Annotated in this window: 17 protein-coding genes; 7 read left to right on the forward strand and 10 right to left on the reverse strand. The window is 45.3% G+C overall.

Features of this window, described 5'->3' with window-relative positions; translation table 11 throughout:
• Window positions 1-37: 37 nt before the first annotated feature.
• From ABW391_RS04315 to ABW391_RS04325, 3 genes are all read right to left on the reverse strand, one after another.
• Complete coding sequence (locus ABW391_RS04315) at window positions 38-1,888, reverse strand: carboxylesterase/lipase family protein (RefSeq protein ID WP_353480600.1); 1,851 nt, start codon at window positions 1,886-1,888, stop codon at window positions 38-40.
• Between the two features lie 217 nt (window positions 1,889-2,105).
• Window positions 2,106-2,741 carry a hypothetical protein gene (locus tag ABW391_RS04320; RefSeq protein ID WP_353480601.1) on the reverse strand — a complete coding sequence of 212 codons (636 nt, stop codon included), beginning with the start codon at window positions 2,739-2,741 and terminating at the stop codon, window positions 2,106-2,108.
• A gap of 20 nt (window positions 2,742-2,761) precedes the next feature.
• Entirely contained in the window at window positions 2,762-3,790 is a 1,029-nt protein-coding gene (locus ABW391_RS04325) for a cupin domain-containing protein (RefSeq protein WP_353480602.1), read from the reverse strand.
• Between the two features lie 166 nt (window positions 3,791-3,956).
• Between ABW391_RS04325 and ABW391_RS04330 the strand changes: the two genes are divergently transcribed.
• The 5 genes from ABW391_RS04330 to ABW391_RS04350 all read left to right on the forward strand — a co-directional run bounded on the left by ABW391_RS04330 (window position 3,957) and on the right by ABW391_RS04350 (window position 10,100).
• Entirely contained in the window at window positions 3,957-4,655 is a 699-nt protein-coding gene (locus ABW391_RS04330; protein ID WP_353480603.1) for a LytR/AlgR family response regulator transcription factor, read from the forward strand.
• Window positions 4,652-6,634, forward strand: coding sequence for an ATP-binding protein (locus ABW391_RS04335; RefSeq protein WP_353480604.1), 1,983 nt, complete (start codon window positions 4,652-4,654; stop codon window positions 6,632-6,634). The genes ABW391_RS04330 and ABW391_RS04335 overlap by 4 nt, the downstream gene beginning before the upstream one ends.
• 88 nt (window positions 6,635-6,722) lie before the next feature.
• Complete coding sequence (locus tag ABW391_RS04340) at window positions 6,723-8,156, forward strand: redoxin family protein (RefSeq protein WP_353480605.1); 1,434 nt, start codon at window positions 6,723-6,725, stop codon at window positions 8,154-8,156.
• A gap of 64 nt (window positions 8,157-8,220) precedes the next feature.
• Window positions 8,221-9,660 carry a redoxin domain-containing protein gene (locus ABW391_RS04345; protein ID WP_353480606.1) on the forward strand — a complete coding sequence of 480 codons (1,440 nt, stop codon included), beginning with the start codon at window positions 8,221-8,223 and terminating at the stop codon, window positions 9,658-9,660.
• A 5-nt stretch (window positions 9,661-9,665) separates the two neighbouring features.
• Window positions 9,666-10,100: a hypothetical protein gene (locus ABW391_RS04350; RefSeq protein ID WP_353480607.1), complete on the forward strand. Its 435-nt coding sequence runs from the start codon at window positions 9,666-9,668 to the stop codon at window positions 10,098-10,100.
• Here ABW391_RS04350 and ABW391_RS04355 read toward each other — a convergent pair.
• From ABW391_RS04355 to ABW391_RS04385, 7 genes are all read right to left on the reverse strand, one after another.
• Window positions 10,093-11,070, reverse strand: a complete 978-nt coding sequence (locus ABW391_RS04355) for a CdaR family protein (protein WP_353480608.1) — start codon at window positions 11,068-11,070, stop codon at window positions 10,093-10,095. The two genes, ABW391_RS04350 and ABW391_RS04355, sit on opposite strands and share 8 nt — an antisense overlap.
• Window positions 11,027-11,368: a preprotein translocase subunit YajC gene (gene yajC / locus ABW391_RS04360; RefSeq protein ID WP_353480609.1), complete on the reverse strand. Its 342-nt coding sequence runs from the start codon at window positions 11,366-11,368 to the stop codon at window positions 11,027-11,029. The genes ABW391_RS04355 and yajC overlap by 44 nt, the downstream gene beginning before the upstream one ends.
• A gap of 88 nt (window positions 11,369-11,456) precedes the next feature.
• A complete protein-coding gene (yidC, locus tag ABW391_RS04365) occupies window positions 11,457-13,346 on the reverse strand; it encodes a membrane protein insertase YidC (protein ID WP_353480610.1) in 1,890 nt (629 codons plus the stop codon).
• A 230-nt stretch (window positions 13,347-13,576) separates the two neighbouring features.
• A complete protein-coding gene (locus ABW391_RS04370; RefSeq protein WP_353480611.1) occupies window positions 13,577-14,797 on the reverse strand; it encodes a pyridoxal phosphate-dependent aminotransferase in 1,221 nt (406 codons plus the stop codon).
• A gap of 177 nt (window positions 14,798-14,974) precedes the next feature.
• Entirely contained in the window at window positions 14,975-15,205 is a 231-nt protein-coding gene (locus tag ABW391_RS04375) for a hypothetical protein (protein ID WP_353480612.1), read from the reverse strand.
• A gap of 2 nt (window positions 15,206-15,207) precedes the next feature.
• Entirely contained in the window at window positions 15,208-16,038 is an 831-nt protein-coding gene (locus tag ABW391_RS04380; RefSeq protein ID WP_353480613.1) for a LexA family transcriptional regulator, read from the reverse strand.
• A 107-nt stretch (window positions 16,039-16,145) separates the two neighbouring features.
• On the reverse strand, window positions 16,146-17,420 hold the full coding sequence (locus ABW391_RS04385) for an aspartate kinase (RefSeq protein ID WP_353480614.1): 1,275 nt from the start codon (window positions 17,418-17,420) through the stop codon (window positions 16,146-16,148).
• Between the two features lie 84 nt (window positions 17,421-17,504).
• Here ABW391_RS04385 and ABW391_RS04390 point away from each other — a divergent pair, with 84 nt between their 5' ends.
• Complete coding sequence (locus ABW391_RS04390; RefSeq protein WP_353480615.1) at window positions 17,505-19,157, forward strand: amidase; 1,653 nt, start codon at window positions 17,505-17,507, stop codon at window positions 19,155-19,157.
• 151 nt (window positions 19,158-19,308) lie between these two features.
• Window positions 19,309-19,823 (forward strand): aminopeptidase P N-terminal domain-containing protein (locus ABW391_RS04395; protein WP_353480616.1); only part of this gene is annotated, 515 nt, incomplete at its 3' end.

The raw sequence follows: 19,823 nt of genomic DNA on the forward strand, positions 1-19,823 counted from the left end.
AGGTGGTGGAATAAAACAGCAGCGAAGCTGCCACGCATCACTTTTTCCAAATTTTAGCTACACTCCCACTTGCCCCCGCTTGTGCCCGCACCAGCAACAAACCTTCAGCTCCAGCAGGGATATTCAGCTCAAACTCATGTTCACCAGCACCCATTTGGCCCTGAAAAACTGTGGAGATTTTTTGACCCAACAGGTTGTACACCTCAATCTGGATTGGTAGCGCTTCTTCCAGGCTCAAATTGATTCGAGCACCATCCTGATAGATCGAGGGAACTTGCATTTTTAAATCTTTGGTTGACAAAGGATTCTTTGTAGAGGTTGCTACTCCTCTGGCTCGATCCCAGTAATCACTTTTTTGGGTACGTAGTCCTTCCCCACTTACTACTGGTGACTTGATGTCGATGTAGGAGTCTTTTTGCCAATCATACGTTGGCCATACGGTAATGCCTGTACCGTTGGGGTTTCCGGTGCGGGCAAAGTTGGTCCAGTAGTCCAGGAACGCTTTGGCTACAACTTTGTCGTTGTTGTTGTAGGAGGCACTTTTGCCGTAATTCGTGTCTTCTATGGTTTGAAACAAATAAGGCAATTCCAGGCCATGAGTGCTGCCATAAAAACTGCCCAACCCAGCCTGAGCGTGGGAAAAGAAGTAACGCCATACGGGTTCCGTTTGTGCCAAATCCATACCACGTGCCAGCCGACGCGCAGGAGCGGTAAACTGGGCATCGGTCAGGGCTTGAATGTACGATTGTCTGGCTTGGGCATTGGTTGTTCCTGGCGGGTAAAGACTCAATCCTTCTGCTTCGTATGCGTTGGGCACATAAGAGGCAAATAAGGTACGGACCTGAGCAGGCGTAACCACCAATGGGCTAAAGGCCGCCATTTCATCAGCATTGGAACCCATCAATACAGGCATTCGGTTGTGTTGTCCCGTTACAATGGTGAGCGCAGGGTCTTTGGGCAGCACAATTCCGTCTACTACTGGCCCCCAGCCCAGGCTCACCTTGCCCCCAGCCAAAGGATTGTCCAGAACGGAAATGATTTTATCAACAGGCAGCGCATTCAAGCAAGCCAATTGTTGCTCCAAAGTGCCCGTGGTGCAACCCATCGAAGTGGCAAAGGATTTTCCATTTGATTCGGCGAGCGCATAAGGGCTAGCCACTGGAGAACCACTTTGAATCCCCGCTCGGTGAAACAAACCTTTGGCAGAAGGAACTGCGAGTAACACCGAAGTATTTACGGCCCCAGCTGATTCTCCAAAAACCATGACGTTGTTGGGATCTCCACCAAATGCGGCAATATTGCTTTTGACCCACTCCAGCGCGAGGATTTGATCCATGGTACCGTAATTTCCCGAGGTTTTGCTTGCACCCTTGGCAAGCGCAGGATGTGCCAAAAAGCCCAATGGCCCCAGGCGGTAGTTGATGGTCACTACTACGACATCTTTGCGCGAAGCGATGTATTTTCCGGTGTACAGCAAAGCGCCATTGACGCTTTCGGTGGCCGAACCCTGCTGATTGCCTCCACCGTGGATGAAAAACATCACGGGGCGAGATCCCGTCAGGGCAGGAGTCCACACATTGAGGTAAAGGCAGTCTTCCACCCCTTCGGTGACGGAAGTGTCTGGTTTGGTGGATTCAAAATTCTTTTGAGGGCATTTTGGCGCAAAAGTCGTGGCCATACGGGTGACCGTCCAGGGGCTGGGAGGTTGGGGAGCATTCCAACGCAAATTTCCAACGGGTGGCTTGGCGTAGGGAATGCCTTTGAAACTGAGGATTCCCTCCTCAGTTCCCCCTTGAATGGGGCCGAAAGAGGTGTTGACTGAGGTTTGAGCAGTAAGGAGCAAACTCCAGGTGATCAAAAATAGGAAGAGTGGAAAATTCTTGTGCATAGGTTTGGGTTTTGGCAACTTTGACCATCCATGCACAAGAAAGTTTAATCTGGAAGAAGTTACTATTAATATTTTTTGACAAACTTTGTCGTCAACACGTAAGTTTCTTATCGTCTTAATTGTAATACTCTTCTTGATTATCAATCATTTCCGTTGATTTAGAATGAGCTGTGAAAATAAATCATCGGGTCGAACAATCCCCTATTTGAATTTGAAATCAGTTTTTGGGATTTTGAATACGGCTAAGTTGACAAGTGGTTTTATAGCTGTGCCGAGGATCGGAGCTGCTCCAAAAACTGGAACCATCCGCTTTGAAATAGGCGAAGCCCAACTGAAGAGACATCTTGTCTTCGCTCCAATTCCCGGATTCAATCAGGTTGATGCAAAAATTGGGTTGCAGACGTGTTTTTTCCTCTTCAGCCCGAAAGCCCATTTTCAACTGGTGAAAATCCTCTTTTCCCACTGAGCCCGAAAGGAGGTAATCTTCTATCCCCAATCGGCTTTTCACTTGGGCTTTGCCTTCAAACATACGCTTTTCAGAAGTCGAGCCCAAGCCCCCCCGGGTTCGCCGACGGTGTGATCTTGAGGCTTTTTTTCTCCGGTCTGCATCGCTGAGGGGGACAAAAACTTCCAAGACCATGGATTTTTCAATCCCGTCTGGATCTTTGAATTTTCCTTGCCAGCTACCAACCAACAATTTGGCGTTTTTATCGCGATTGTAGGCCCAAGGTCTGACCTGGTAATCCCGCCAATAGCTGTATTGATAATCGCATTCATACATGCCCCAACTGAGCAAAATGGCTACCAGAAGGTACGGCAAGCAACCAATTAGTTTGTTTTTATTCGATGCCATAGTTGTACATTTTCAAAGGATTAAAATTGGAGTGGCGCACCTACCACTTTCATATCGTGTGCCAAAAATGGATCTGTTCCGGCTGGTAAAGTTACATTTCCACCAATAGACCTGAAAAAGTCTTCCATTTTTCCCGCAGGGGTAAAGAAAAAAAGCAATTTACCGGTATCGGATAGCTGGGCAAAAGTGTGGGGTACTGTTCTGGGTAAAAAAATCATATCGCCTTTGAGCAATTCAAATTTTTCCTTGCCACATTGAAACAGGTAGCGCCCTTCTGAAACGTAAAACACCTCATCCTGATGGGGGTGAATGTGCAGAGGTGGTCCTCCTTTGGTGACCCCCTTGTATTCAAAAATGGACAGTTCATTGCCGGTATCTTTTCCCGATACTTTGATGTCATTGGCATTGACCCCATCAATGAGGGTGGTTTCTTTGAAGCGTCCTTTATTTGCCCTGACCACAAAACCTTTGCTGGGTAGATCGATCAAGGTATGTTGATCCGTAGCAGAAATGGAGGGGCCGTAGTTTTGAATGGAACAGTCTTTACCAAGTTTCTCGTACTGTGCCTTACTCGCCTTACCATCCCACTTGGTCAATTGCAGAAAAAACTCTTCCATTTTTCCCGCAGGCTGTAAAAAGTAAAACAATTGACCCCGATCTGAAATTTGTACCCAGGTATGCGGGATGGTGCGGGGTAAAAAGATCAAGTCGCCGTTCTTCAATAAGGTCTTTTCATCCCCAACTTGAAAGACATACTCCCCTTCCAATACGAAGAATACCTCGTCCTGAAACTGGTGGGCATGGTAACTGGGACCAACTTTTTCCACCCCTACGTACTCGAAAGTGGACAATTTGCCCTTGGTGTCTTTAGAAGACAATTTTAGGTCGTTGGGATTGATACCGTGAAAAGGCGTTGGCTGATTAAAGCGACTGGCTTTGGCCCTGACCACCAGCGCTTTCCCAGGGGAGCTATTCACAAAGGCTTCATTGGCAAAAGCAAAGGCAGGGAAGGAGACCAGCGTTGTATACACAAAATTGCGTCGGTTCATTGTAGTTGCATTTAAAATTGGAACTTAACCTAACCGTTAAGTATGTTCCAAAACTACACGTAAGCAAGCGAGTGCTCAAGTCCCGCTCGATAAACTACATTTTTTATCGCTAAACGACAGCATAAGCGAGCCGGGTTGGCTACATTTGGGGAAAAGAAGCAATAGGATGTCCAAGCACACTTGTATAATTGTAGACGACGACACGGTAGATTTGCTGATGAACGTTTCGATGGTACGCAAAGTATCTTTTTTGGATTTGGCTGGTACTTTTTCTTCTGGCCTTGATGCAGCTCATTTTTTGCAGACAAATAAAATTGAAGTGCTTTTTTTAGACATCGACATGCCGGAGCAATCGGGACTGGAACTGTGGAGCTTGTTGGATCCTAAGCCCATTTGTATTTTCATTACGGCGCATGCGGAGTACGCGCTGGACAGTTATGAAAGCGCAGCTTTTGATTTTTTGGTCAAGCCATTGAAAGCCGACCGATTCGACAAGTCCATGTCCCGATTGCAGGATCATTTCACGCTCAGGGAAAAATCCGGCCTCTTTGATCAGTTTTTGGGTACGGATAGTTTTTTCATCAAAGAAGGCCATGAGCAACAACGCATCAGCTTTAAAGATGTACTCTATCTGGAGGCATTGGGTGATTATACCAAGATTGTGACCACCCAAAAAAACCATTGCGTACTGTCTACGTTGGGCTCAATGCTGTCGATGCCTGAGTTTGGCAATTTTACCCGTATTCACCGCAGCTACGCCATCCAGCGTTTTTTTGTAGAAAAAATGACCGCTACTGAAATCGTAGTTAGGGGCATTTCGTTGCCCATTGGCAGAAAATACAAACACAATCTTTCGCTGCAATGATGCAATCTATGTTTCGAAAACAGCTCTATCTGGTTTTGTTGATGTTCACATGTATTCTGGTGCAATCCCCCGGACAAACTGCCATTGATTCGCTCAAACGCCTGCTGCCCCAGACCAGGGAAGACACAGCTAGAACCAGGTTGTACAAAAGCATTGTGGAAGCCTTATCCAATGATCCGAAGCAGGCATTGTATTATGCCAATCTTGGTTTGAAACATGTAATAAAGATGCACTGGCCCAAAGGAGTGGCGGTCTTCAATGGAATTTTTGGCAGAATTTACACAGACCTAGGGGAATACGCCAAAGCAAAGCGCTATTTGACGATCGAACTTGAGATCCATCAACGAAATCAGGATCAAATCAATATTGCCAACTCTTACAATTCATTTGGCACACTTTATCTGCGACAAGGACAGCATACCCAGGCCTTGAATGAATACCTACAAGCATTGAAGGTGGCGGAATCAGCAGCAGTTAATGCTTTAATTCCCAACGTGTTGGAAAATATTTCCGTGGTTTATTTTGATCAAGAGCATTATGACAAGGCTTTCCATTACTCCAAACAGGCGTTGAAAAAGTACCAAATGCTAGGAGATACCATGGGCATGGCCAAATCTTTGTCCGGTATGGCCAATAATTATCACCTAACGAAAGACACTATAAAAGCCATACAGTACTATCAAAAAGCACTGGACTTGTACCAGCAGATTGAAGCTCCTGTAAAAATGGCCGAAGTATACCAAAACCAGGCGCTGTTGATCAAACAATTGCCTAACAAGCTTCAGCTCCAGCTCAAAGCCCAGGCCATTTGGGATCAAACTTTTCCTGCCCATCAATTGTCGATCGTCAATTTGGGGAACATCGGTTGGTCGTTTTTGGAAAGTGCCAAACAGAATCCACGAACCCAAAAAGCAGCCCTGGATAAGGCCACTTTTTATTACCAGCGCGCAATAGGATTGGCAGATTCGGCGCAAGACCTGGGCAATCAGCACCTTTTATTGGGGCTACACGCTGAATTGGAAGCAGCCAAAGGCAACTATAAAATTGCCTACCAGGCCATGTACCAATATCACGAACTATACGATTCGATTTACTCCCAAGAAACCAAAAACAAGCTTGCCGAAGCCGAAAGCAATTACTTCATAGATCAAAAAAATACAGAAATTGCCATTCAACGGCTCACGATTGGCAACCAGCGCAAAATTCAATGGGCATTTGGACTGGGCAGTTTATTTCTATTGGTAATCGCCTTTTTGTTTTATCGTTTGAGTCAAAATCGGCGCAAATCCAACCAGCAATTGCAGCAGCTCAATCTATCACTGGATCAGGCCAATCGCCAAAAAGCACAGTTGTTGGCGGTGTTGAGTCATGACTTGCGGCATCCCTTGAGCAATTTGATTGCCTTGCTACACTTGCAAAAAAATGCTCCCGACTTGTTGACGCCCGAGTTGGCGCAGCAAAACCAGGCCAACATTACGGCCAATACCGAAATCTTGTTGGAGAACCTTGAAAACATGCTGCTCTGGAGCAAGGAACAAATGAATCAAGCAGGGATAGAAAAACAAACGGTGTTGGTAAAAGACCTTTTTCAGCGCTTGCATGCCACCTTTGCGGTACAAAATCAGTTTGAATTGGTTTTTGATTGTCCTACAGGTTTTTCTATTCATACCGATCCCAACTACCTTTGGATCATTCTGCAAAACCTGAGTTCCAACTCTAGTAAAGCGCTCCAGAAGGTTCAAAATGGGAAAATCACTTGGCGGGCATGGAATCAAGATGCCAAAAACTACTTGAGCATAGAAGACAATGGGGCCGGGTTTCCGGTAGCTGTGCTTCAAGGGTTCAATCAGACAAAAAACGAAATGATGCTGAGTGGTTTTGGGTTACAAGTGGTACAGGATTTTGCCCAAAAACTCGACATTGACTTGCATTTTGAGAATAGTCCATCAGGCGGAGCCAGGGTTTTGCTCATTTTGTAAAATTACATCTGTTAATCAGTCGTTAATTGTATTCGGGATGGGAGACAATTCTAAAAGACTTGCCAATTTTGTGTACCAAACAGTTAGTATGACGCAACTTAAACCAATGAAAACAGGATTTACGCTATTTATCGGATTATTGCTGCTGCCTTGGTGGTTGTTTGCTACTACTGGATACAGCATCAAAGTCAGCATTGAAGGCTACAGCGAGAAGAAAATCACCCTGGCTTATTATTTTGGAAATCAAAAATATGTCAAGGATACAGCCAGTAGAGGTGCAGACGGACTGTTTGTGTTTAAAGGAGCCACACCCTTGCAATCAGGAATTTATTCCATCGTGTTGGAGCCCGAACAAATTGGCTTGGACATCCTGGTTTCTGAAAAAGAGCAACAGTTCTCCATTCAGACGAAAGTGGTAGATCCCTTTCAAAATCTACGCTTCACGGGTTCTCTGGAAAATGACTTGTTTCAAAAGTACATCCGCTTTGTCAGCGAGCAAAACCCCATTTCGGATACCTTGAGGGCGCAATACAAACGCAGCCCCGAAGGGCAACAAAAGGAAAAATTCAAACATTTACTGCAAAAAGCAGATTCGACTCAATTGTTGTACGTACAAAATTTCATCCGCGAAAACAAAGGCACTTACGCAGCCCTGGTGATCAAAGCCACCTTGCCCATTCGGTACCCCTCATTCACGGGGACAAGTGATGAAAAAATGATAAAAACCTGGTTGTATGCCCGCAAGCACTGCTTCGACAATATTCCGATTCAGGATTTTCGTTTGCTGCGCACGCCGCATTACTTTCAAGCCATCACTACTTATGTGGATGACCTGCTTTTTCAGCATCCCGATTCTCTGAAAGTGGGCATTGATTACATTTTGAACCAATTGAGGCCCAATAAAGAAGCATTTGAATACTACGCGGTACATTTTTTACGTCAATACCTTCAACCCAAAGTAATGGGCATGGATGCGGTATTTGTACACATGGTGGAGCAATATTTGCAAACGGGTCAAGTAAAACTTAATAGTGCCGACCAGCAAGCCAAAATTGTGCAAATGGCACAAAAATTGAAGCCTTTACTGATTGGTAAACTTTCGCCCAATATTCCACTCATGGATCGTCAAGGGAAAAAGTTTAACTTGCACGATCTTGATGCAGAATATACCCTGCTCATCATTTGGGCTTACGATTGTGGGCATTGCAAGCATTCGGCGCCGTTTTGGAAATCCTTTTACGATCAATACAAGGACAAAGGCGTAAAATTGGTTGCGCTTTGCTACGTTCCTGAAAGTGAGATTCCAGCTTGCTGGAAATACGTGGATGACAATGGTTTAGGAGCCTGGCTACACGCTTATGATCCGCTTTTGAGGTTTGCAAAACCCTACAATGTAGAAACCACGCCGCAGGTGTATTTGATGGATCGCAACAAGGTCATCATTGGCAAGCAAATTGTAGCCGAACAGATGGAGGATGTGGTTGGAAAAATCATTGAGTTGCAAAAAAAAGGAAAAATTTAGGACAACTACCCCCTAAGGGGCGATAAAAAAATAAATGTTCAAAAAGCAATAACTGATTGACAACATGAAACAATATTTTTTTTCTCTGTTGATGCTTTTGGCTGTGGGCGGAATGGCTCAAACGGCTAAGAATGCTTACCAAATCCGGGTAAAAGTAGATGGTTTTACCGAGAAGCAATTGTTCTTGGGTTACTACATGGGCGACAAGCAGTACGTCATGGACACGGCTGAAGTCGATGCCAAAGGAGAATTTGTATTCAGTGGCCCCGAAGCGCTGAAGGCGGGCATGTACATAGTGGTTTTGCCCCCCAACAATGATTTTTTCCAGATTTTAGTGTCCGACAAAGAACAAGCTTTTTTGGTGCGAACCACCAAGGATAAACCTGGAGAGAATACCAAGTTTGAAGGCAGCAAAGAAAATGCCCTGTTTTATGATTACGTGAATTACCTCAATGCCAAGCGCCCTGAAGCAGAAGCGTTGTCAAAAGAAATCGAAGCGGCCAAGGACAATCCTACGGTAAAAGATGCTGCGCAAAAGAAGATGGAAAAGCTAAATGCAGATGTAGAAAAATACCAGACCGATTACGTCAAAAAATTCAACGGCTCTTTCGCTGCTGCGATCATCCGGGCGAATATGAGCCTGGATACCCCTAAAAGCTTTGACAATTTGCCGGAAGAAGAAAAAAACCGCCAATTGTGGATGTGGACGCGCCAGCACTTTTTTGACAACATGAACCTCGGAGACAACCGCTTGCTGCGGACGCCTTTCTTGTTTCAACGCCTCGATTATTTTGTCAACAAGCTTTGCGTACAGCATCCTGATTCCATTGCCATCGCCATCGATACCGTTTTGGAACGTTTGCGCCCGGCAGAAGAGTCTTTTAAGTTTTACTTGATCCATTTTTTGAACAGTTACGCAGCCTCCAAATTTGTAGGTATGGATGCAGTTTATGTGCACATGTCTGAAAAATACTACGCCACCGGGCAAGCCAATTGGGCCAATCAGGATCAGGTTAAAAAGATTGTCGATAATGCCAAAAAACTCAAGCCTCTTTTGATCGGTAAAACCGCTCCTGACATTGTCCTGGAACGCAATGGCAACCGCACCATGCTGAGTCAACTCAAATCAGAGTTTACCTTGCTTTATTTTTGGCGCTACGATTGTGGCCACTGCAAAGAATCCATGCCAGCCATGAAGAAGTTTTTTGAGAAATTCAAAGACCGTGGCATTACCCTGGTGGCTATTTGTGTGAAACCCGCTCAGGATCAACCCGAATGCGTGAAATACATTCAAGAAAATGGCCTGACCGAGTGGTACAACGCAACCGATCCTACCGGGCGTTACTTTGTCCTGTACAACGTGGAGACCACCCCTCAGATGTACATCCTGGACTCCAAAAAGGAGATCATTTCCAAACAAGTTCCAGCAGAACAACTGGAAGAGGTAATGGATAAGATCATCGAAATGAACAAGAAAGACAAAGAAAAAGCTGGTAATAAATAGACTTTATGAAATTAAGCAAGATTGCCCGTTTTCCCAAAATGATGCTTTGGGCTTTCTGGATGGAAGGTGTCGAAACCAAACAAATGGTGAAAACATTTGTGAAGCACGGCAGGGGTAAAATCATTAAATCAAGTTCCAAAAACGGCCCCACTCCTGAGGAGTTGCAGCAGGCGCGGGAGCAACTCAAAGATTTACCCAAGTTTTTGCCTTTCTTTATGTGTATTGTAGTACCTGTACCCGGAATCACCGAAGGATACGCTGTATTGGCGGTTACCTTGGAATCCTGGTTGGGCCACAAAATCAGTTTGTTGCCTTCCCAAATTCGAGGCGTTTTTGTGAAAATGAAAGAAGAGGACAACGTAATTGAGGGTGAATTAGATCAAACGCTGGAAGCTGCGCTGATCGAAGAACTGGAAAAAGATAAAAATGAGCTCAATTGAGTTCTTTTTTCACCACATAAAATTCCACAACTTTAGGTTCAATGCGCACATTGGTCACTATGGTTGGTTGGCGGTTGACCATTACCGGAACGGTATTTCCGATTTGCTGAGAAGCATTGGACAAATCTACTTCAACTTCAAAATCATTTGAATTCAGCGCGTTGAATTGGCTCAAACCCACATTGCAAATCAGCCGCACCTGGCTTGGAAACAGGCGGTACTGTTGATTGGCATTTTTTACCTGAACCTTGACAAACAGGGTTTTCTCCGTAATTTGTTCTACTGGTACTTTGATGTTCACCGCATCCGGAAACAGGTGAAGTTCTGGAGAAGTTGCCTTTAATTTCAGTTGGCCTTCGTATTCATTTTTCAAATTTTTCAGGATTAATTTCTCAGTTGGCCATTCATAGATGGGTCTTACAACCGATTCTGGCCCTGAAACTTGAACGGTATCTGGCTCAAATTCGATGTTTCTGGAGAGGTAATGCCCTGATTGATACCCCAACTCAGTGATGGCTCGGATAGGAACCCATTTATCCAGGCTGGGTTCTAAATTTAAACGAAAATTACTGTGTGATAAATTGAAAAAAGTAAGTTTTTCAGCAGAAAGCCGATTGCGAATGTCGTTTAGCAAGCGCTTTTCATCCAGGCGAATGCTGCTCCGCTTTGAAAGATCATAGGTAAGGTGAATACGCGAATTGAGTAGGTAATCGTAAAAAATATTCCAACCCGACCCTTTGAGTTGGATGCTCATGTTGTTGGGTGGAGCCTTTCGAAAAGCCTGATTGGGGAGAATGATAAAATGAAGCTCAATTTTCTTGGTAGAGATGTATTCCTGAGACATTTTTACCCCAATCCAAAAAACGAGGGCTATTCCAATGCACAACATTAGAATAGCCCTTTCTTCCCGTACTCGGGGAATGAGCTTACTCTTGGGTAACCACCACTGGTTGTTTTTTACCTGCTCCATAAATTGAATCCGTCAAGTCCTTGGAAATGGCATTGCGCAATACGCGAATATACACCTTGGAGCCAACTTCCAGGGTTATGATGTCTTCTTCAATTTTGCTGATGCGGCCTAAAACTCCGCTATTGGTCACCACTTCATCGTTCTTGGCCAGGTTTTTGGCAAAACCGGTTTGTTCCTTCTGTTTTTTCTGCTGTGGGCGAATCATGAAAAAATACATGATCAAAAACATGGAACCGATGAACAACAGGTTGATGTAACCACCTCCTGCTGCTCCTGTTGCTGCTTGTAAAAGTAACATGATGCTTGTTTTTAGATTCAAAGTACTGAATCAAAGCCATTTTCGTGCAAAAAAAATGCGCTTCGGTGGCCTTGATTCAATGGATGAATTATTTACGCTTGATTGTTTTGACTTTTTCCTCTGCTGCTTTTTGTTGCTCTTTGATCATGTTTTCCATGCGCTCGCCAAAGCCACTCTTTTTCTTGGGCTTTTTGCGGTAGGCATCCATTCCGGCTTTGATTTTCTTTTCGTCGATCAGGAAATATTTGGTTGCCAGGGTCTGCCCAATGTTCAACAAGTTACTGAACAGCATATAGGCCGAAAGTCCTGATGCAGAGCTATTGAAGAAGCCCATGAACATCACCGGCATGATGTACTGCATGTACAACATCGATGGGTTGGCCGAAAAGTCCATGTTTTTGGAGTTGTACCAGGTATACAGCAAAGTAGACAAGACCCAAAGCAAGGCAAAAAGGCTGATGTGCTCTCCAAATCCGAATGGAATCTTGAATGGCAATTGGAAAAACTCGTCGTACGAAGACAAGTCAGTTGCCCACAAAAAATTGGCCTGGCGGAACTCAATGGAGGCCGGAAAGAAGCGATACAAAGCAAACCAGATCGGCAACTGCATCAGCATCGGGAAACATGCACCCAATGGGTTTACCCCAAATTCGCGGTACATCTTCATGGTTTCCATTTGTACTTTCTGTTGATCATCACCATGACGCTCCTTGAGTCGATCAATCTCCGGTTTCAGAGAGGTCATTTTCGACTGCGAGTAAATCATGCGGTAGGTCAACGGAAACAACAGCAGTTTCACCATCAAAGTCAACATCAAGATCACGATGCCCTTGCTGCTGAACAAGCTGGTCAGCACATTGAACAAAGGCCGGATTACCCAACGGTTGATGGTACCCATGATGTTTTGCCCGAAAGGAATGATGTCAGACATGCTGAATCCCAGATCGTACAAGCGATTGAACTCATTGGGGCCGATGTAAAAATGCATGGCCACCTTTTCCGATCCATCACCATTAAACGGGATTTGAATGTCGCTGCGCAACGCCTTCAGGTCTTCGCTGCCCTCCGGTAGGTTTTTGCTCTCAAATTTTGCGCGAACGAAGCCTTTTTCGGCGAGCAAAGCACTGTTGAAAAACTGATTCGTATTGGCTACCCACTGAATCGGCGCACCTTCAGCATCTTTGGCTGAATACTCCTTGGTTGGAGAGCAACGACTGGAATTCCCTTCGACTGGCTTAAAGTTGAGCGAAGAATATTGCCGTTCGTATTGTATCGACTTTTCTATCTTGTCCAGGTAATTGACCCATTTCAATACAATGGATTTGCTTTTTGGATCCAAAATCTGGTTCAGTCCTTCCAAATTCAGGTTGTAATCCAGCTTATAGGAATTTTGGGGCAAAGTATACGTTTGGGCAAAAAAGTGTCCATCTCCAGCATCGGCCTGAAAAGTGATGGAGTTGGCCGATTGCTTTTTGCTGAAATACAAATTCGCAGTATTGACGCCATTGCGGATTCCTTTTACGGGGAGTGTATATTCAAAACGGTTTTTGGGGTCGTCCAGAAGATGCAAAGGCACTTTACGGTCTTTGCGATCTTTGCCTTGTACCATTTTGAAGTGCTTTTTCAGGAGCACATCCTGTATGCGGCCACCTTTGTTGCTAAAGGTGATTTTGATGAGTTCATTCTCCAGTACGCTGGTTTCCTCTTTTCCGGTAGCAACTGCCGCGAATGGGCCAAATTGTCCTCCCAGCAATTTCGTCCGCAAAGAATCTGGTACTTCTGCTGCGGCCTCAATTCTTTTCGTCGCTTCTTGCTTCTTAACAATGGCCAATTTATCGCGGAGTTTTTCAACCATAGCGATAGAATCTTGAGCGCGCTTTTGCGCAGCCAATTGCGCCTTGGAGGGAGTTAGGAAATATTGCCAAGCCAAAAAAAGAACGAAAATCAGTGCTATCCCGATGATGTTATTTCTATCCATGTTTCAAACGTGCAGGTTACCAAAACCTTAAGAGAACTGTTTATCTCTGGTTTAAAAATGAGGTGCCAAAAAATCGCAGCAAAGGTAATTACTTTGTACCTGTATTTGCACAAATGATGGACAATTCTTCGTTTCCAGTCGATGAACGCGGCACTGTGCGTCTTTGTATCGCACCGTCCACCTACTTAGAGCCGCGATGGATCGTGTCTCTAAAGGCTAAAATTAAGTCTCTACAGGACGCTGGCCATATCCCGCACCTTCTTGTAAGGGTATACAGCCAAAGCCTGTTCCAAACAATCCATTGCCTGATTCAAGGCGGTGGTATTCAGCACATAGGCGATGCGAACTTCATCTATTCCCAAACCCGGGGTGGCATAAAATGCCTCACCAGGCGCCAACATAACGGTAGCGCCGTTGTATTCAAATTCTTCGAGCATCCATTGGCAGAAGTGATCCGCATTTTCAACAGGAAACTTGGCGAAGCAATAGAAAGCTCCACCTGGCTTGTAAGAAACCACTCCTTGCATTTTGCTCAGGCGCTCATAAACAAGATCCCGGCGGAGATGGTATTCCTCCCGAACATTATCCATGTATTCATCGTCCAACTCGCACAGGAATTCTGACAAAAATTGTCCGAATGCTGGCGGGCTCAAGCGCAGTTTACCGTAATTGCTTACTGCCACCATCACATCCTGATTGCGGGTAATGATTGTACCGATCCGAGCACCACAAGCGCTGAATTTTTTGGAAATCGAATCCAGCACAATGACGTTTTCTTCCATTTCTTCCAGGCGCAAAACCGAAAAGAACTCCTGGCCATCGTAACAGAAATCGCGGTATACCTCGTCAACAATCAGGTACAGATCGTATTGCTTGACCAGGAGAGCCAATTGTTCAATCAGCGCTCTGGGATAAAAAGCTCCGGTGGGATTGCTGGGATTGTTCAGAAAAATGGCCCGAGTCCGACTATTGATCACCCGCTCGAAATCCTGAATTTGCGGCATGGCAAAACCCGTTTCGAGGGTACTCGTTACAGGGCGGACTACCACATCGGCAATTTGGGCAAAACCATTGTAGTTGGCATAAAAAGGCTCTGGGATGATCACTTCATCGCCTTTGTCGAAACAGGCAAAAAAGAGCAGTTGATTGCCTTCAGAAGCGCCAGTGGTCACCATTACTTCTTCTTTGCTGACGTTGACGCCAAATTTCCCCATTGCTTTTGCAAATGCCGCTCGGGTACTCGCCCATCCCTCGGTTGGGCTGTATTCGAGCACTTTAATGTCCACCTCGCGCAAACGCGCCATGGCTGCCTCGGGAGTCGCGATATCCGGCTGACCAATATTGAGGTGAAATACGTGCCGCCCTTTGGCCTTGGCAAGTTCCGCAGAGCCTGCAAGCTTGCGGATGGGTGATAACGGGACATTCAAAGCCCGCTGCGAAATATTCGGCATTGCTTCGTTGGTTTGCTAGCAATAAAATTGAGGTAGGCAGAGCAGCAATAGTTGAGTTTCCTCAAAACCATTTCCCTCTTCTCTCTCAACTTTTTTCAATTCGATGGTTTGATTTTTCTGGTTGGGGCGGAAAATTAAAATTTTTACACGAGTGTAGTGAAGCAATTCCACATTTAATTACGATGGCAAAATCTCAAATTTAGAAATTTCAATGGGGGTTCCCCACATGGCACCTGACAAGAAATCTGATGATTTATGGGCTTCCACTTCTACGATCAGGCCATCTTTCATCAATTCAAAGGGCATATTGATGGGCAACCAATCGCCGCCTTTGTCGTCAACAATTCCCCAGATTCCGCCTTCTAGTTCAAGGTAAACAACCTTTCCTTTGATTTTTTTATTCCGCATGGTTAAGATTTGATGAGTTTTTCAATCATACTTTGCAAACGCTGAATCATCTGGTGTTGTTCCCCAATCATTTCTTTCAGTGATTTTATTTCTTCTTGCACAGAAAATTGATGGTGCTGGTAGGCAGGCAAGAAGGAGGAAATGCGGGTATGAACCTGCCAAATCTCCTTCACGTCATTCAAATGTAAAGGATAAGATTCATAAAAGCTATTGTCGGAAACCAACAACAACTGCTTGTCTACTTGTAAACCTTTCAAAATTCTTTTGATTACCACTGCGTTATCGGAAACGATCACATAGACATGGTTGTTTTTTAAATTTTGTGTCCAAACTGTAGGTTTGACAAAATTGGCAATTACTTTATCTCCCTCATTAAAAGTGGGTTGCATGCTGTCTCCAATCATTTCAAAGGAACGCTGTGTTCCTAGGTTAGACCGAAGTTCGGGGAAAGAATAAACCGGGAGCTTGCTGATGAATTCAGGGGTGTTGATCTCACGGGGGTACTCATATTGATGGTGAATCGAAACATGCAAAATTAGATCCTCATTTTGGGCATGCTGCGCAACCGTTAAAAAACTGCCCTCCTGCTCTTCTTTGGGACGAAGGAACATGTCCCCTTCTCCAGTATACAAAAACAAGGGATTGACCTGGTAAACTTCAACCGCACGACGCAGCAAATCGATGGTAACGTCTCGGCGACCTTTCAATATTTCGCTTAAACTTTGGGGCAAATATTCAAGGGCAATGGCAAACTGCCGACTGGATCGCACCCGATTGTCCTGTTTAAGTTGATGATGACATTGAATAAAGCGCTGAGTGACAATACTATTCATCAGGGGCAATTTAGCAGCTGATTGAAGAGAATCGCTGACCTAAACAAATGTACGCAATTAGTTGAAAAGTTGAGGTGTTGAGTCGTTGAAATGTTTCCATCCACGATTCAACTTTTCTCCACAATCAAATGCGCTGACGCGCCATTGGTTTGTTCTACCAAAACTTTTCGCTCCTGACGCAATTGCGTCAATAACTCGGCGGTGGCATGGCGAATATTGATCAACTCAAGATTTTTGACTGGGCTGGTTTCCAGAGAATCCTGAATGCGGTCAGCAAATTGAACCACTTTATCCCCCTGATCAAATACGCTGATGTAGAGTATCAAAGGTGTGTTTTGGATGAAGGTAACCTGCATGCGCAGATCTGAAATGACGTTAAAAATTTGGCTAAAATGCTGCTCGGTAACAAAGGAATAGTCTTTGTTGCTGATTTGCAAAAGCACCTGATTGGCTTCAATGGCCAATAATGGCGGGTAAGTAGTTACTTCTCTTTCGGAAATCAAAGTACCCTCGGCGGAAGGCTCCAAAAAAGAGCGAACATGCAATGGGATATGCTTGCGCTTAAGTGGCCCAACCGTTTTCAAGTGGATGATTTTTGCCCCGTAATAGGTCATCGCAATCGCTTCATCGTAAGACATTTCGGGCAACATGGTGGCCTCAGGAAAAAACCTCGGATCAGCACTGAATACTCCAGGGGCATCTTTCCAGATGGTCATGCTTTCTGCGCCAGCGCAAAAAGAGAAAATGGCCGCAGAGTAGTCGGAACCATCGCGACCCAGGGTGGTGGTAAAATTTTCCTGCGTTGCGCCAATAAAGCCCTGGGTGACCACAAATCCTCCCTTTTGGAGCAGGGGTTGGGCATTTTTTTGGAAACGTTCTTCCGTTTCTTGCCACTGCACCCAGGCTTCGCGGTACAGCTCATTGGTCAGGATTACATCGCGGGCATCCAGCCATTGAGTCGGCAAACCTTGATTGTTCAAATAGGCGCAAAGGATTTTGGTGGAAATCAACTCTCCTACCGACACGATTTGATCGTACATGTAATCAAAGTTGTCGTGGGGTTCTTCATCCAGTACCCATTCGATTTCCACAAAAGTATCATTGACCAGCGCGTATACTTCATCGTCTGAACTGAAAAGCTCATTCATGACCAGATAATGCTGAAGTTTGAGGGCTTCCAGCAAACTTGTCGCTTCGTTCGTCTGTGCTACATGGGCGTTCACCACTGCTTCCAGGGCGTTGGTGGTTTTGCCCATGGCCGACAAAACGATCAATAAGGTATCTTGTCGATAGTTTTGGAGTATCTCGGCAACGTTTCGAATCGCTTCGGCGTCTTTTACTGAGGCACCACCGAATTTAAACACTTTAGTACTTTGATCCATTATAAGTCTACTTGATATTAAACTGGCCTGATTGCTCAGGTATAAAATCATCGGCCAACAGGCCAAAATCAAAGCCACAAATATATGGATCGGATTAATAAAACCCTGAAACTCTTTTTGCTCTTTGGGTTAATTTTTATGCTGGGCGCTTTTAGCAATCGTTTTTTGGCCGATAAAATCACTGCCGATGATGTGCGCAGTGCCGCCAAAATTTTTGGATTGGAAATGACGCCAAGCGAAATTGACTCCCTCCTACCCGGCCTGGAAGACTCCCGAAATGCTTATTTGGCGCACCGAAAACTTACTCCAGGCAATGACCTCGGCCCTGCACTTTGGTTCAATCCGGTACTCCCAGGCATGAATATTCCTTCTGGCCCCGACAAAGTAAATTTTGGTAAAACTCCAAAGGTTACTTTGCCCAGTAACCGCGACGATTTGGCTTGGTACAGTGTACGCGAATTGGCCGAATTGATCAAAAGCAAACAAATCAGTTCTCTGGAATTGACGCGTTTTTTTCTGGATCGTTTGAAAAAATACGATCCAACCTTGCATTGTGTCATTACGCTCACCGAAGCGTTGGCCATTGAGCAAGCCCAACGCGCTGATGCCGAAATCAAAGCTGGAAAGTACCGTGGCTTGTTGCACGGCATTCCTTACGGGGCTAAAGACCTATTGGCTGCAAAAAAATACAAAACCACCTGGGGTTCGGTCCCTTATCAGGATCAGGTACTCGATTATGATGCTACGGTGATCAAAAAATTGGAAGCAGCAGGTGCGGTGCTTTGTGCCAAACTTACCATGGGCGAACTGGCCTGGGGAGATGTGTGGTTTGGTGAAATGACCCGCAATCCCTGGGATACCAAGAGTGGTTCCAGTGGATCTTCTGCCGGATCGGCCTCTTCTGTCTCCGCTGGGTTGTTGCCTTTTGCGATTGGCACCGAGACGCTGGGATCGATTGTTTCTCCCTCTACGGTATGTGGCACCACCGGATTACGCCCCACTTATGGCCGGGTGAGTCGGTATGGAGCAATGGCACTGAGCTGGTCAATGGACAAAATTGGCCCAATCTGCCGTACGGTAGAAGATTGTGCCATCGTATTTCAGGCCATTCAGGGTCCAGATCCAATGGATGTTTCGTTGATCCCAGCCGCTTTTCAATACGATGCCAATTTTGATCCTCGGACAATGAAGATTGGCTACCTCAAAAAGGATTTTGACCGCAGGTATCCTTTTCATGTTCAGGACAGCATTGCGCTTTCAAAGTTAAAGGAAATGGGATTCAACCTCGTGCCAATTGAACTCCCTGAATCGCCGAACCTGAGCATTATTTTAAATGCTGAAGCAGCTGCCGCATTTGATGAATTGACGCTCAGTGGCCGCGATGATTTGATGCGCCGTCAAATCCAGAATGCCTGGCCAAACTCCTTCCGGGAAGCCCGATTTATCCCGGCAGTGGAATACCTACAGGCCAATCGCCTGCGTACCAAATTGATGCAGGACATGCAGAAAGTTTTTGAACAAGTGGATGTGTACATCAATCCATCCTGGGTAGGTCGTAGTTTGAACATCACCAACCACACTGGCCATCCATGTGTGGTGATTCCAAATGGATTTCGCGATGGAAAACCTACCAGCATCTCCTTCACGGGCAAACTGTTTGAAGAAGGAAAAATCCTGAGTTTGGCCAAAGCTTACCAAGAAGCGACTACCCACCACAAACAGCATCCGAAATTTTAAGTAACGCAGAAAAATTAACTTCCCGATTTTTTGCGTCATACTAAAGATGTAGGCTTGTTGATCTTCAAAATTCTTTTTAGCTTCGGGTTATTCAAAAATGAGCGGCTTGCAATCTAATGGGAGTGCAAGCCGCTTCCTAATCCAATTGACCATGACCCGATTGATTGTTGTACTTGGCTTGTTCCTGCTGGGCAGTAGCTTATTTGCCCAGGATGAACCGCTGGACTTGCTGCCTGCCGACTTTCACAAGACGCGCCGCGAAGCCCTCCGCAAATTGTTGCCCCCCAAAGGGATGGCCGTGTTTTTTGCCAATCCTGTGCGCAACCGTGCCAACGATGTGGAATATTTGTACCACCAGGATCCAGATTTTTATTACCTCACTGGCTACCAGGAACCCAATGCCATGCTAATCCTGTTTGCGGATGAACAAACCGCTGCCGATGGCAAAAAATACAACGAACTGTTTTTTGCCCAAAGTCGCGATCCCCTGCGCGAACGCTGGACGGGAAAACGATTGGGTGCAGAAGGGGTGAAATCAAAGCTGGGCATCGAAAACACCCTTGATCAAAAAGATTTCAAAGACCACAAACTCGATTTTTCGGCTTTTGAAAAAATTCTCTTTTTTGATTTCAAAAACGATGTACGCGATACCAACGAGGAAGCAGA

Source organism: Haliscomenobacter sp., from assembly GCF_040403615.1.
GTDB lineage: Bacteria > Bacteroidota > Bacteroidia > Chitinophagales > Saprospiraceae > Haliscomenobacter.

Bases quoted from the DNA above. Each gene is read 5' to 3' on its own strand.
- ABW391_RS04315 (WP_353480600.1), bottom strand. From the start codon at position 1,888: ATGCACAAGAATTTTCCACTCTTCCTATTTTTGATCACCTGGAGTTTG.
- ABW391_RS04320 (WP_353480601.1), bottom strand. From the start codon at position 2,741: ATGGCATCGAATAAAAACAAACTAATTGGTTGCTTGCCGTACCTTCTG.
- ABW391_RS04325 (WP_353480602.1), bottom strand. From the start codon at position 3,790: ATGAACCGACGCAATTTTGTGTATACAACGCTGGTCTCCTTCCCTGCC.
- ABW391_RS04330 (WP_353480603.1), top strand. From the start codon at position 3,957: ATGTCCAAGCACACTTGTATAATTGTAGACGACGACACGGTAGATTTG.
- ABW391_RS04335 (WP_353480604.1), top strand. From the start codon at position 4,652: ATGATGCAATCTATGTTTCGAAAACAGCTCTATCTGGTTTTGTTGATG.
- ABW391_RS04340 (WP_353480605.1), top strand. From the start codon at position 6,723: ATGACGCAACTTAAACCAATGAAAACAGGATTTACGCTATTTATCGGA.
- ABW391_RS04345 (WP_353480606.1), top strand. From the start codon at position 8,221: ATGAAACAATATTTTTTTTCTCTGTTGATGCTTTTGGCTGTGGGCGGA.
- ABW391_RS04350 (WP_353480607.1), top strand. From the start codon at position 9,666: ATGAAATTAAGCAAGATTGCCCGTTTTCCCAAAATGATGCTTTGGGCT.
- ABW391_RS04355 (WP_353480608.1), bottom strand. From the start codon at position 11,070: ATGGAGCAGGTAAAAAACAACCAGTGGTGGTTACCCAAGAGTAAGCTC.
- yajC (WP_353480609.1), bottom strand. From the start codon at position 11,368: ATGTTACTTTTACAAGCAGCAACAGGAGCAGCAGGAGGTGGTTACATC.
- yidC (WP_353480610.1), bottom strand. From the start codon at position 13,346: ATGGATAGAAATAACATCATCGGGATAGCACTGATTTTCGTTCTTTTT.
- ABW391_RS04370 (WP_353480611.1), bottom strand. From the start codon at position 14,797: ATGCCGAATATTTCGCAGCGGGCTTTGAATGTCCCGTTATCACCCATC.
- ABW391_RS04375 (WP_353480612.1), bottom strand. From the start codon at position 15,205: ATGCGGAATAAAAAAATCAAAGGAAAGGTTGTTTACCTTGAACTAGAA.
- ABW391_RS04380 (WP_353480613.1), bottom strand. From the start codon at position 16,038: ATGAATAGTATTGTCACTCAGCGCTTTATTCAATGTCATCATCAACTT.
- ABW391_RS04385 (WP_353480614.1), bottom strand. From the start codon at position 17,420: ATGGATCAAAGTACTAAAGTGTTTAAATTCGGTGGTGCCTCAGTAAAA.
- ABW391_RS04390 (WP_353480615.1), top strand. From the start codon at position 17,505: ATGGATCGGATTAATAAAACCCTGAAACTCTTTTTGCTCTTTGGGTTA.